Source organism: Hydrogenophaga intermedia, assembly GCF_000723405.1.
GTDB lineage: Bacteria > Pseudomonadota > Gammaproteobacteria > Burkholderiales > Burkholderiaceae_C > Hydrogenophaga > Hydrogenophaga intermedia.
The window spans coordinates 14,436-27,445 of sequence record NZ_CCAE010000008.1 but is presented as its reverse complement, the minus strand read 5'-3'; the positions used below and the strand labels follow the sequence as shown (position 1 = coordinate 27,445).

The window sequence follows — 13,010 nt, the reverse complement described above, 5'->3', positions numbered from 1 at the left end:
CCGGCTCAGGCGGTCTTGGTGGCGGGCGCCTTGCGGGGCGCGGCCTTCTTCGCGGGGGCCTTGCGGGCGGGCTTCGCGGCGGGCTTGGCCGGTGCCTTCGGTGCGGCTTTGGCCGTGGGTTTCGCAGCCTTCGTCGTCGCCGCTTTCTTCGCTGTCGGCTTCTTGGCCGCGGCCTTCTTCTCGACCGGCGCCGCCACGGGCTTCGCGGCCGGGCGACCGGTCTTGAGCGTGGGCACGGCGGCCACGGCGGCCTTGTAGGCCGCGTCGCTCAGGCCCTGCAGCGCCATCAGGCCGGCGCGCAGCAGTTCGCTCTTCTTGACGCTGGTGCCCAGGGCGATCGCACGGGCTTTGAGTGTCTCGATCGCGGCGAATTCGTTCTTCGGAATGGTGAAGCTGTCGCGAACGAGCTTGGGCTTCTTGCTGGCGGATTTGTCGTTGGCCGGGGCCATGGATCGCTCCTGGGGGTATGAGGGGCGATGAGTATAAACCGTATAAACAGTTTATATGAAAGCCGTATGACGGCTCAGCGCACGTCCGCCGTGAACTTCCAGGACGACACCTTCTGCCAGGCCTGGATCTCCTCCCCCAGCAACCAGGCCGACTGTGGGAAGCGCCGCGCCCAGCCCGAGGGCGTCGCCAGCTTGAACGCGCCTGTCTTGTAGCCCAGGCGCATGGACTGGTACTCCGGCAACTGCCTCGCGTGGCACAGCAGCACGGCCAGGCGCAGGCAGATGAGCTGCTTGGCGAACAGCTCGTCCTGCAGGGCTTCTTCCAGCTTGCGCAGCTTGCCTCGCTGGCCCAGCACCAGCAGACTCATGCGGTGCAATTCCCGCAGCGAGAAGCCCGGCGCGTCCACGTTGTCCAGGATGTAGGCGCCGTGGTGGTGGTTGCGCTCGTGCGAGATGTGCGAGCCGATCTCGTGCAGTTGTGCGGCCCAGGCCAGCTTCTGTGAGTAGCGGGTGTCCTGCTCATCGGGCGCCGCCACCTGCGAGAACAGCGCGTTGGCCACCTCCCCCACACGGCGCGCCTGTGCCTCGTCGGCCGAAAAACGCTGCGCCAGCCAGCGCACCGTGCGCTCGCGCACGTCGCCGCCGTCGCTCTCGCGGTCGATCAGGTCGTACAGCGCACCGTGGCGCAGCGCGCCCTGCGCGGGCAGCATCTGGTCCAGGCCATAGAGGTCGAAGATCGCGCGCAGCACCGACAGGCCGCCCGCCAGCACCGGTCGCCGGTCGTCCTTCAGGCCATCGAGGCGCAGGTTGTCCACGTGGCCTGCACGCAGCAAGCGCTCGGTGAGCCAGTCCAGCCCGGAGCGCGTGATCAACCCCATGGCCCAGCCGTTGGCGCCCAGCATGTCGGCGATCGAGCCCACCGTGCCCGAGGAGCCGTAGGCCACGTGCCATTGCGTGGGCGGAAACTTGTCCATCGCCTCGTCGAGCACGGCCTTGGCCGCCACCTCGGCCGTCTTGAGCGTGGCCGCAGTGAATTGCCCGCGCGGGAAATAGCGCGAGGACCAGGCCACGCTGCCCAGGCGGTACGACTCGAGCACCTCGGCCGTGTAGCCCTGGCCCATGATCATCTCGGTCGAGCGTCCGCCGATGTCCACCACCAGGCGACGCTCGTCGGAATGCGGCAGCAGGCGCGAGACACCCTGGTAGATCAGCCGCGCCTCTTCGTGTCCGGACACGACCTCGATCGGAAAGCCCAGCACCTGCTGCGCGCGGTTGAGGAATTGTTCGCGGTTGCGGGCCTCGCGCAGGGTCTGCGTGGCCACGGCACGCACCTGCTGCTTCTTGAAACCCTGCAGCCGTTCGCCGAAGCGGGCCAGGCATTCCCAACCGCGCTCCATGGCGGCGGGGTTGAGGTTCTTCTCCTCGTCCAGCCCGTTGCCCTGGCGAACCGTCTCCTTCAGGTACTCCACCCGCTCGATGTGGCCGGCGTGGTAGCGGCCGATCTCCAGGCGAAAGCTGTTCGAGCCGAGGTCCACGGCGGCGAGGAGGGTTCCGTTTTGCATGGAGAAATGGGGGCGTGCGGGCGACGTGCCGCTGGGCGGGAGGCGCCGATTGTGACGCATGCCTACGGAGCGGGCGGCAGGAGCCGTGGCATGGAAGGCCAATTTTGTGACGCGCATTTGATGTCACGCAGTTGTCACACAGCCTCCATAAAGTCCGCTCGTCCCTTCTCTGCAACCCCTGAGGACTCTCTGCATGAACAGCAAACGCACCCTTCTGAAAGCCCTGGCCGCTGCCGCGATGGCCACCGTCGCGCTCGGCACCGCACACGCTGCCGACATCACCGGCGCTGGCGCCACGTTCCCGTTCCCCATTTATGCCAAGTGGGCGGAGATGTACAAGGCTCAGACGGGCACCGGCCTGAACTACCAGTCGATCGGCTCGTCGGGCGGCCTGCGCCAGATCCGCGCCAAGACGGTGGCCTTCGGTGCCTCCGACGCCCCCGTGAAAGGTGAAGACCTCGACAAGGACGGCATGGTGCAGTTCCCCGCCATCATCGGCGGCACGGTGCCCGTGTTCAACCTGGAAGGCTTCGCCCCCGGCGCCATCCGCATCACCGGCCCGGTGCTGGCCGAAATGTTCCTGGGCAAGATCACCACCTGGAACGACGCCAAGATCACGGCGCTGAACCCCGGCAAGACCCTGCCCAACACCCCCATCACCGTGGTGCACCGCGCGGACGGTTCGGGCACGACCTTCAACTTCACCGACTACCTGGCTTCCGTGAGCAAGGACTGGGCTGACTCGGTGGGCAAGGGCGCTGCCGTGAAATGGCCGGCCTCCACTTCGGTGGGTGGCAAGGGCAACGAAGGCGTGGCCGCCAACGTGAGCCGCACCCGCGGCTCCATCGGCTACGTCGAGTACGCCTACGCCAAGAAGAACAACATTCCGCACATGTCGCTGCAGAACGCCGACGGCCAGTACGTGCAGCCGGACGACAAGAGCTTCGCCGCTGCCGCCGCTGGCGTGGACTGGATGAGCGTGCCCGGCATGGGCGTGTCCATGGTGAACGCCAAGGGCAAGGAGAGCTGGCCCATCAGCACCGCCTCGTTCATCCTCATGTACAAGCAGCCCACCGACAAGGCGCAGTCGGCCGAGGTGCTGAAGTTCTTCGACTGGGCTTTCAAGAACGGCAAGCAGGCCGCCGTGGAGCTGGACTACGTGCCGCTGCCCGACGCGGTGACCAGCCAGATCCGCGACAAGGTCTGGTCGCAGATCGCCCGCTGATCGGCGCCTGAGCGCCCGACGAACCCACCGGTGGGCCGGGCCGGCCGGTGGGTTTCTTCAGTCCGATGTCTGTCATACAGTCTGTCACACCAGGCCCGAAGGGGGTCCGATGAACACCACCACCAGCAGCGCAGACCCGAGCATGGCCTCCACGAGCACTTCACACAGTGGCCAGCGCGATCAGCGCAGCGACAGCGCCATGATGGCCGTCGCGCGCCGCCAGCAATGGCAGGACTTCGTCTTCCACCGCCTCACGCAGGCCTTCTCGCTGCTGGTGCTCGTCGCCCTGGCGGGCATCATCGTTTCGCTGTTCATCAACGCCTGGCCCACGTTCAAGACCTTCGGCCTGAGTTTCCTCTGGACGGTGGAGTGGGACATCGTCAACGAGCAGTACGGCGCGGCCATCGCCATCGTCGGCACCTTGCTCAGCGCGGGCATCGCCATGCTCTTCGGTGTGCCGTTGGCCTTCGGCATCGCGCTCTTCCTGACCGAGACCTGCCCCGTGTGGCTGCGCCGCCCGCTGGGCACCGCCATCGAACTGCTGGCGGCCGTGCCATCCATCATCTACGGCATGTTCGGCCTGTTCGTGTTCGCGCCCGTGTTCGCCGACCACTTCCAGATGCCCGTGCGCGAACTCATGATGGGCATGCCCCTCATCGGTTGGCTGTTTGGCGGCGCGCCCAACGGTCTGGGCATCCTGGCCGCCGGCATCATCCTCGCGTTCATGGTGCTGCCCTTCATCGCCGCCGTGATGCGCGACGTCTTCGAGATCACGCCGCCCATCCTGCGCGAATCCGCTTACGGCCTGGGCTGCACCACCTGGGAGGTGGTCGCCAAGGTGGTGCTGCCCTACACGCAGAAGGGCGTCATCGGCGGCATCATGCTCGGCCTGGGCCGCGCACTCGGCGAAACCATGGCCGTCACCTTCGTGATCGGCAACGCCAACCGGCTGCCCACCTCGCTGTTCTCGCCCGGCACCTCCATTGCTTCGGTGCTGGCCAACGAATTCGGCGAAGCCGAGGGCCTGCACTTCAACACCCTGTTCGCCCTGGGCTTCCTGCTGTTCTGCATCACCTTCGTGGTGCTGGCGCTGGCCAAGTGGATGATCATCCGCGCCGAAAAAGCCAAAGGCGTCTGAGCAAGAGCGGGCCCATACCATGCAAATGAATCAAGCGCTCTACAAACGCCGCCAGACCACCAACCTCATCGGCCTGACCCTGTCCATGGGCGCCATGGTCCTCGGTCTGGTCGTGCTGCTCTGGATCCTGTGGGTCCTGTTTTCCAATGGCGTCGCCGGCCTGGACCTGAACGTCTTCACCGCCGACACGCCCGCCCCGGGCTCCGAAGGCGGTGGCCTGCGCAACGCCCTGCTGGGCAGCCTGATGATCGTCGGCCTGTCGGTGCTGGTGTCCACGCCGGTGGGCATCCTGGCCGGCATCTACCTCACCGAGTACGGCGACAACAGCAAGGTGGCCGAGTTCACCCGCTTCGTTACCGACATCATGCTGTCAGCCCCGTCCATCGTGCTGGGCCTGTTCGTGTACTCCATCGCCGTGGCCACGGTGGGCAACTTCTCGGGTTACGCCGGCAGCCTGGCGCTGGCGCTGATCGCCATTCCCGTGGTGGTGCGCACCACCGAGAACATGCTGCGCCTGGTGCCGGGCAGCCTGCGCGAAGCGGCCTTCGCGCTCGGTGCGCCCCGCTGGAAGGTCTCGCTCATGGTCACGCTGCGCGCGGCCAAGAGCGGTGTGATGACCGGCCTGCTGCTGGCGGTGGCGCGCATCAGCGGCGAAACGGCGCCGCTGCTGTTCACCGCGCTGAGCAACCAGTTCTACAGCACCGACATGGGTGGCCCCATGGCCAACCTGCCGGTGGTGATCTTCCAGTTCGCGATGAGCCCCTACGACAACTGGGTCCGCCTGGCCTGGGCTGGTGCGCTGATCATCACGCTGACCGTGCTCGCACTCAATATCCTGGCGCGCGTCTTCTTCCGCGACAAAGTGAAGACCTGACATGAAACACCCCCGCCGCGCTTCGCGCGACCCCCTCAAGGGGGCGGTGCCTGCGGCCCAGCACAGCCGGTTCCGCGGCACCTCTTGATCACAGCTTCATTCAAGGAACTCATCGTGTCCGACACCGCCTTCGCCATCCGCCCCGACAACATGGCCGCGAGCAAGTCACCGGCCACCCAGGGCGAGGTGCGCAACGCCCTCGAGGTGCGCAACCTGAACTTCTTCTACGGCAAGTTCCAGGGCCTCAAGAACGTCACGCTGGACATCCAGGAAAAGCGCGTCACGGCCTTCATCGGCCCCTCGGGCTGCGGCAAATCCACGCTGCTGCGCACGCTCAACCGCATGTACAGCCTGTATCCCGGCCAGCGCGCCGAGGGAGAGATCAAGCTGTACGGCCAGAACATCCTCGACGCCAAGCAGGACCTGAACCTGCTGCGCGCGCGCATCGGCATGGTGTTCCAGAAGCCCACGCCGTTTCCCATGTCGATCTACGACAACATCGCCTTCGGTGTGCGCCTCTACGAGAACCTGCCGCGCAGCGAGATGGACGACCGCGTGGAATGGGCGCTGACCAAGGCCGCGCTGTGGAAGGAAGTGAAGGACAAGCTCAACCAGAGCGGCCTGTCGCTGTCCGGCGGTCAGCAGCAGCGCCTGTGCATCGCGCGCAGCGTGGCGGTCAAGCCTTCGGTGCTGCTGCTCGACGAGCCCACCTCCGCGCTCGACCCTATCTCCACCGGCAAGGTGGAAGAACTGGTGCATGAACTCAAGTCCGACTACACCATCGCCATCGTCACGCACAACATGCAGCAGGCCGCGCGCTGCAGCGACTACACCGCCTACATGTACCTGGGTGAGCTGATCGAGTTCGGTGCCACCGAGCAGATCTTCTTCAAGCCGACCAAGACGGCGACCGAGGACTACATCACCGGCCGCTTCGGCTGATCCGCGCCACACCCCGGGAGACACACGCATGAGCGACAAGCACCTGTCCAGCCAGTTCGACGCCGAACTCAATTCCATCTCCACCAATGTGCTGGAGATGGGCGGTCTCGTCGAATCGCAACTGCACCAGGCGATCTACGCGCTGGTCAACATGAGCCTCGAATCCGCCCTTCAGGTGGAAGAGAACGAGAACCGCATCAACCAGATGGAGGTGTCGATCGACCACGAGATCATCTCGACGATCGGCCGTCGCCAACCCACGGCGCGCGACCTGCGCTTCCTCATGGCCATCTCGCGCACCACGCAGAACCTGGAGCGCGCGGGCGACGAAGTGGCCCGCATGGCGCGCATGGTCAAGTCCATCATCGAGACCGGCTCGCCGCGCAACCTGCCGATCTCCGAGTTGCGCCTGGCCGCCGACCTGGCCGCCTCGCTGCTGAGAAAATCGCTCGACTCCTTTGCGCGCCTGGACACGCAGATGGCGGTCACCATCATCAAGGCGGACGACGAGATCGACGAGGAGTACAACGGCTTCCTGCGCAAGCTGATCACCTACATGATGGAAGATGCGCGCAAGATCTCGCCGAGTCTGGACCTGCTGTTCCTGGCCAAGTCCATCGAACGCATCGGCGACCATGCGAAGAACATCGCCGAACAGATCATTTTCATCGTCAAGGGCGAAGACGTCCGTCACACGCCCGTCGACAAAGTGGAGTCCGTTGCCGGATGAGAAAACTGCCCCGGATCCTGGTCGTCGAGGACGAACCCTCGATCGCCGAACTGATCGCCGTCAACCTGCGGCACAACGGCTTCGCGCCCACCATCGTGTTCGATGGCGCCGCCGCGCAGCGCGAAGTGGACGCCGTGTTGCCCGACGTGATCCTGCTTGACTGGATGCTGCCCGGCGAGAGTGGTGCCGTGCTCGCGCGCCAGTGGCGCAAGAGCGAGCGCACGAAAAGCGTGCCCATCCTCATGCTCACCGCGCGCAGCGACGAGAGCGACAAGGTGCAGGGGCTGGACGCCGGTGCCGACGACTACATCACCAAGCCGTTCTCCACACAGGAACTGCTCGCGCGCATCCGCGCGGTGTTGCGTCGCCGTGCGCCCGAGATCGTGAACGACTCGGTGCAGGTGGGCGAACTCACGCTCGACGCGGCCACCTACCGCGTAAGCTTTCGCGGACGCGAACTCAAGGTGGGCCCCACAGAGTTCAAACTGCTGCACTACCTCATGAAGCACGCGGAGCGCGTGCACTCCCGTGGTACGCTGCTCGACAAGGTCTGGGGAGACCATGTCTTCATCGAGGAGCGCACCGTGGACGTTCACGTCAAACGATTGAGAGAGTCTCTGGGTGAGGCATCGACCATGGTCGAGACGGTGCGTGGCGCCGGCTACCGCCTCACCGCCATGAACAGCCCCGCTCGCACCACGCAAGGGTCGACGCTTTCGGCCACATGAGTCCCGCACGGCCGCCCGAAGGGGCTCGCACCGCAGCGCGCCGCGCGCAGGTTATCCAGTGAGCCGGAGGTTCCTCGAACTGCTGCTCCTGGTGGCTGCGGGAGCAGCGATCGGTTGGGCCGCCGACAAGGCGGCCTTGTCATTCGTGGGCGCACTCGTCGGGTGTGGCATCTGGGCGGTGCGCGACGGCCTGCGTGCGCAGCGCGTGCTGCGCTGGCTCAACAAGGCCGACGTCTCGCGCATGCCCGAGCTGGAAGGCTTCTGGGGCGAACTGCTCGACCGCTGCCGCAAGCTCATCAAGAAGCTGGAGAAGAAGGCCGCCAACAGCGATGCGCGGCTGGAAGACTTTCTTGCGGCGATCCAGGCCTCGCCCAACGGCGTGGTGCTGCTGGACGCAGCGGGCCGCATCGAATGGGCCAACCTCACGGCGTCCAACCAGCTCGGCTTCGACCCTCAGCGCGACCTGGGCCAGTACGTGCGCAACCTGGTGCGCCATCCTGCCTTCAACGCCTATCTGTCGGCCGGCGATTTCGGACACGAGATCACCATCGACGGCGTCGGCCCGCGCCCCTCGCAGCCGGCCAAGATCTCACTGCAGATCCACCCCTACGGCAAAAAGCGCAAGCTCATGATCACGCGCGACATCACCGCGGTGCAACTCGCCGAGGCCATGCGGCGAGACTTTGTGGCCAACGTATCGCACGAAATCCGCACGCCGCTCACTGTCCTCAGCGGCTTCGTCGAGACCATGCAGAGCCTGGAGCTCAGCAACGAGGAGCGCCAGCAGTATCTGGGACTTATGAGCCAGCAGGCGCACCGTATGCAGACACTGGTGAACGACCTGTTGACGCTCTCGCGCCTGGAGGGCAGCCCCGCGCCGGGGCAGGGCGAATGGTGTGGAACGCAGGAGTTGCTGGAGCACGCGGTGCAGGAAGCGCGCGGCCTGAGTCAGGCGATCGCGAGCACGCCGCACCGCATCGAACCGTCAGCGGGCAGCGCCTCGTTCTGGGTGTCCGGGGCCAAGACCGAGCTCATCAGTGCCATGTCCAACCTCATGAGCAACGCCGTGCGCTACACCCCCGGCGGCGGCCTCATCGAGCCGGGCTGGCGCATCAACGATGAGGGCGTGGCCGAGTTTTACGTAACCGACGCCGGTCCCGGCATCGCCGCCGAGCACCTGCCGCGCCTGACCGAGCGCTTCTATCGGGTGGACCGCAGCCGTTCGCGCGAAACCGGCGGCACCGGCCTGGGCCTGGCCATTGTCAAGCACGTGGCGCAGCGCCACGGCGGGCGCATCGACGTGCAGAGCACCGTGGGGCAGGGCTCGACCTTCACCATCGCGCTGCCGCCAACGCGGGTGCGCACGACACCGCCGGGTTGAGCCGGCGGGGTCAGCCGCTCACGCGCAGGTACAGCACCAGGCTTTCCTTGCTGTCGTTCAAGCGCCAGACATTGGCCTTGAACGCCCATTGCGTGAGGTTCACGCGCTGGTGCAGGCTGGCCTGGCTCTGGGGCGTGGCGATCAGGCTGCGGCAGTCGGCGCCCCCGCCGTCGCCCGTGCGCACCAGTTGCAGACCGCCGTGGTGGCGCAGCGCGGCGATCTGCGCCTGCGACAGGCCGTCGGCCAGCACGCAGCTGTTGGCGGGCACCAGCTCGGCAATGCGCCGCGAGATCGGCCCGTAGCTGCGACCGAAGTCGAGCAGCGGCAACCACAGGGTCATCAGCAACAGCCAGCACAGCGTGCTGCCCGCGGCCGGCAGCACCAGGCTCTTCCAGATGGCCTCGCGGTGACGGCCCACTCGCCAGGACACCAGCCACAGCCAGGCCAGTGTGGCCGCCGCGCCGAGCGCGAACAGCAAGAAGGAGAACTCGGGCACGAAGCCCGGGGCCAGCCGCGCCACGTTGGCCGCCGGCTTGGCCGGCACCCCCGTCATCATGGCCACCCAGATGACCCAGATGACCAGGGCGCAGAACGAGAAGAACAGCAGGGTGAACCAGTCAATCAGCGAGGACACGCTGCGCCGCAGCGTGGGCAGGGCAAAGGCGGCGAGCACGGCCAGCGCCGGCAGGGCGAGCAGCAGGGCGCGGTCGCGCTCGGCCGCCAACGCCGAATGCGCCACCACCACCAGGGCAGCCCACAGCGGCAGCGCGACATGGGCCTGGCGCCACTGGCGGCGCCACCGCCACAACGTCCACAACGCCAGTGGCCACGCGGGCCAGGTGAACCACAGCAGCAGACGCCCCCAACTGTCCAGCGGCAGGCGGGCCAGGGCCTGCGGCGCGTCGGCTGGGCCCAGGGCGCCGGTCCAGCCGCTGCCCAGCGCGATGAGCGCGCCCACGGCCGTGGCGATGCCCAGCAGGGCGCGCCCGCTGTCGCCAGGGGCTTCGGTGGGCGTCGGCTGGGGTGCCAGCCACAGCAGGCCCAGCCAGCCGGTGCCCAGCACCAGCCCCAGGCCGGCCGACCCGCTGAGGGCCAGGGCCAGCCAGCCGGCCGTCCACCACGCCAGGCCGCGCCAGGGATGCGGCAGGCCGGGGTAGGACAGGCGGGCGGCGCCCAGCAGCATGGCCGCCGTGGCGGTCAGGCGCAGTACGTCGGGGGTGGTCTCGTGCGAGAGCTGGGCGAGTCCCAGGCAGGCGACCAGGGCCAGCAGGCCTGCATCGGCCAGGGCGCGCGCGTAGTCGGCGGGGTGGGCCTCGCCGCCGAAGGCGAAGGCCACCGGTTGCGCTGCGGGCTGACGGGCCAGGTGGTACACCGCGTACCAGGTGCACGCCAGCGTGAGGGCCAGCAGCCCGGCGAAGGGAAGTCGGGCCGCGAAATCGGGTGGCAGAAAGGGCAGGGCGCGGATGAACAGCGCGCCCAGCCAGTAGGGCAGCAGCGCGGCGTCTTCCACCGGCAGGCCCAGCACGCCGGGGTGCCACCAGTCCCCCCCCCGGGCCAGCTCCGCCATCGCACCGAAGGCGCCCACGTCGGCGTTCTTCCAGGGCGCGCGGCCCAGAAAGCCGGGCAGCACATAGGCCACGCAGAACAGGATGAGGGCCAGGCGCGGCAATCGGCGCACGGCCGACTGGCTCACGATGGCGGGCGTCGGGCGATTCACGGCTGGGGACTATACAAGCGGCGCACGGGGGGCAAACGGCGTGCGCGGGAAGATTCGGGCAAAAAAAAGCAGCCGGCTTGCGGCTGCTTTCTTGGGCCAGCGCCAGGATTACTTGGCGGTCTTGGCGTAGCGGTTGCGGAATTTTTCGACGCGGCCGCCCATGTTGTCCACGCTCTTCTGCGTGCCGGTGTAGAACGGGTGCGATTCGCTGGAGGTATCGAGCTTGAACAGCGGCAGTTCGCGGCCATCGTCCATCTTGATCGTTTCTTTGGTGCTCGCGCAGGAACGGGTGACGAACTTGAAGTTGTTCGACAGGTCCAGGAAGCAGACCTCGCGGTAGTTCGGGTGAATGCCTTCTTTCATGGCGATTCCTTCAGGTCGGTTGCGACAGCCGCGCCGGAACCCTTCCAACGTACTTGCCGCCAATAAAACCAGAGATTATAGCGTGAAGGCCGGATCAGCCCCCGCGCCGCATCATGTCGAAGAACTCGGAGTTGTTCTTCGTGGCCTTCATGCTCTTCAAGACCATCTCCATGGCCTCGATCTCGTCCATGTTGTACATGAACTGGCGCAGGATGCGGGTCTTCTGCAGGATCTCGGGTTGCAGCAGCAGCTCTTCGCGGCGGGTGCCGCTGCGGTTGAGCTGGATGGAGGGGAAGACGCGCTTTTCGTACAGGCGGCGGTCGAGGTGGATCTCGCAGTTGCCGGTGCCTTTGAATTCCTCAAAGATCACCTCGTCCATGCGTGAGCCGGTGTCGACCAGGGCGGTGGCGATGATGGTGAGCGAGCCGCCTTCTTCCACCTTGCGCGCCGCGCCGAAGAAGCGCTTGGGCCGCTGCAGGGCGTTGGCGTCCACGCCGCCCGTGAGCACCTTGCCGGAGGAGGGCAACACGTTGTTGTAGGCACGGGCCAGGCGGGTGATCGAGTCGAGCATGATCACCACGTCCTTCTTGAGCTCGACCAGGCGCTTGGCGCGCTCGATCACCATTTCGGCCACGTGCACGTGGCGCGCGGCGGGCTCGTCGAAGGTGGAGGCAATGACCTCGCCGCGCACGGTGCGCTGCATCTCGGTCACTTCCTCGGGGCGCTCGTCCACCAGCAGCACCATGAGTTCCACGTCGGGGTGGTTGGCAGTGATGGCGTGACAGATGTGCTGCATCATCACCGTCTTGCCGCTTTTGGGCGGCGCCACGATCAGCGCGCGCTGGCCGCGGCCGATGGGCGCAATGATGTCGATCACGCGGCCGGTGATGTTCTCTTCGCTCTTGATGTCGCGTTCCAGGCGCATCTGTTCCTTGGGGAACAGCGGCGTCAGGTTCTCGAACATGATCTTGTGCTTGTTCTCCTCGGGAGCCAGGCCATTGATCTTGTCGAGCTTGTTGAGCGCGAAGTAGCGTTCGCCGTCCTTGGGGATGCGAACCTCGCCCTCGATCATGTCGCCGGTGTGCAGGTTGAAGCGGCGGATCTGACTGGGCGAGATGTAGATGTCGTCGGTGCTGGCCGTGTAGCTGGTGTCCGGCGCGCGCAGGAAACCGAAGCCGTCGGGCAGGACCTCGAGCACGCCGTCGGCGTAGATCTGCTCGCCGGTTTTTGCGCGTTTCTTGATGATGGCGAACATCAGCTCCTGCTTGCGCATGCGGCCGGTGTTCTCGATTTCGAGCGCTTCGGCCTGCTTGAACACTTCGGAAACGTGCAGGGCCTTGAGTTCGTTCAGGTGCATCGACGTCACTCCAGGGTGGAGGCGATTGGGGAAGAGCGGGGAGGTGGGCGCTGTGGTCCGGATGACGGACGTCGCGCGGGGGAGAGGCGGGCTTGCTGCCCGCATTGCGGCGGATTATGACAGGAATCGCTGCGAGTGCATCCTGTCGTCGAGCCCGCGCGCGGCTCGGGGCCCGGGCTCGCGCCCGGGCCGGGGGATCAGGCCAGTTGCTGGTCGATGAAGGCGGTGAGCTGTGCCTTGCTGAGCGCGCCCACTTTGGTGGCGGCGAGCTGGCCGTCCTTGAACAGCATCAGCGTGGGAATGCCGCGGATGCCGAACTTGGCGGGCACGTCACGGTTGTCGTCAACGTTGAGCTTGGCGATCTGCAGCTTGCCGTCGTAGGTGCCGGCGACTTCGTCCAGGATGGGGGCGATCATCTTGCAGGGACCGCACCACTCGGCCCAGAAGTCCACCAGCACCGGGGCCTTGTTGTCCAGCACATCGGCCTTGAAGCTGGCATCGGAAACGTGTTTGATCAGGTCGCTGGCCATGGGGTTCGTCCTTG

At 66.5% G+C, this 13,010-nt stretch carries 13 protein-coding genes; 7 read left to right on the top strand and 6 right to left on the bottom strand.

What is annotated here, in order from left to right:
* Positions 1-5: 5 nt before the first annotated feature.
* A complete protein-coding gene (locus BN948_RS27005) occupies positions 6-449 on the bottom strand; it encodes a hypothetical protein (RefSeq protein ID WP_009517120.1) in 444 nt (147 codons plus the stop codon).
* 74 nt (positions 450-523) lie between these two features.
* On the bottom strand, positions 524-2,011 hold the full coding sequence (locus tag BN948_RS07420) for a Ppx/GppA phosphatase family protein (protein ID WP_009517118.1): 1,488 nt from the start codon (positions 2,009-2,011) through the stop codon (positions 524-526).
* A gap of 193 nt (positions 2,012-2,204) precedes the next feature.
* Between BN948_RS07420 and pstS the strand changes: the two genes are divergently transcribed.
* From pstS to phoR, 7 genes are all read left to right on the top strand, one after another.
* The gene (gene pstS / locus BN948_RS07415; RefSeq protein ID WP_009517117.1) at positions 2,205-3,236 is read left to right on the top strand and encodes a phosphate ABC transporter substrate-binding protein PstS; all 1,032 of its coding nucleotides are present in this window, start codon (positions 2,205-2,207) and stop codon (positions 3,234-3,236) included.
* A 109-nt stretch (positions 3,237-3,345) separates the two neighbouring features.
* On the top strand, positions 3,346-4,374 hold the full coding sequence (gene pstC / locus BN948_RS07410) for a phosphate ABC transporter permease subunit PstC (RefSeq protein ID WP_009517116.1): 1,029 nt from the start codon (positions 3,346-3,348) through the stop codon (positions 4,372-4,374).
* 19 nt (positions 4,375-4,393) lie between these two features.
* Entirely contained in the window at positions 4,394-5,248 is an 855-nt protein-coding gene (gene pstA / locus BN948_RS07405) for a phosphate ABC transporter permease PstA (RefSeq protein WP_009517115.1), read from the top strand.
* Between the two features lie 150 nt (positions 5,249-5,398).
* Positions 5,399-6,190 (top strand): phosphate ABC transporter ATP-binding protein PstB, encoded by a 792-nt coding sequence (gene pstB / locus BN948_RS07400; protein ID WP_050980622.1) that lies wholly within the window; start codon positions 5,399-5,401, stop codon positions 6,188-6,190.
* A gap of 28 nt (positions 6,191-6,218) precedes the next feature.
* A complete protein-coding gene (gene phoU / locus BN948_RS07395) occupies positions 6,219-6,920 on the top strand; it encodes a phosphate signaling complex protein PhoU (RefSeq protein WP_009517112.1) in 702 nt (233 codons plus the stop codon).
* Entirely contained in the window at positions 6,917-7,648 is a 732-nt protein-coding gene (gene phoB, locus BN948_RS07390; protein WP_009517111.1) for a phosphate regulon transcriptional regulator PhoB, read from the top strand. The genes phoU and phoB overlap by 4 nt, the downstream gene beginning before the upstream one ends.
* A gap of 58 nt (positions 7,649-7,706) precedes the next feature.
* Positions 7,707-9,029, top strand: a complete 1,323-nt coding sequence (phoR, locus tag BN948_RS07385; protein WP_009517109.1) for a phosphate regulon sensor histidine kinase PhoR — start codon at positions 7,707-7,709, stop codon at positions 9,027-9,029.
* 10 nt (positions 9,030-9,039) lie between these two features.
* On the opposite strand, the gene BN948_RS07380 is transcribed toward phoR, so the two are convergent.
* The 4 genes from BN948_RS07380 to trxA all read right to left on the bottom strand — a co-directional run bounded on the left by BN948_RS07380 (position 9,040) and on the right by trxA (position 12,996).
* Positions 9,040-10,746, bottom strand: a complete 1,707-nt coding sequence (locus BN948_RS07380; RefSeq protein WP_009517108.1) for a hypothetical protein — start codon at positions 10,744-10,746, stop codon at positions 9,040-9,042.
* A 108-nt stretch (positions 10,747-10,854) separates the two neighbouring features.
* On the bottom strand, positions 10,855-11,109 hold the full coding sequence (locus BN948_RS07375; protein WP_009517107.1) for a type B 50S ribosomal protein L31: 255 nt from the start codon (positions 11,107-11,109) through the stop codon (positions 10,855-10,857).
* Positions 11,110-11,203: 94 nt separating this feature from the next.
* Complete coding sequence (gene rho, locus BN948_RS07370) at positions 11,204-12,466, bottom strand: transcription termination factor Rho (RefSeq protein WP_009517105.1); 1,263 nt, start codon at positions 12,464-12,466, stop codon at positions 11,204-11,206.
* Positions 12,467-12,663: 197 nt separating this feature from the next.
* Positions 12,664-12,996 carry a thioredoxin TrxA gene (gene trxA, locus BN948_RS07365; RefSeq protein WP_009517103.1) on the bottom strand — a complete coding sequence of 111 codons (333 nt, stop codon included), beginning with the start codon at positions 12,994-12,996 and terminating at the stop codon, positions 12,664-12,666.
* Positions 12,997-13,010 lie beyond the last annotated feature (14 nt).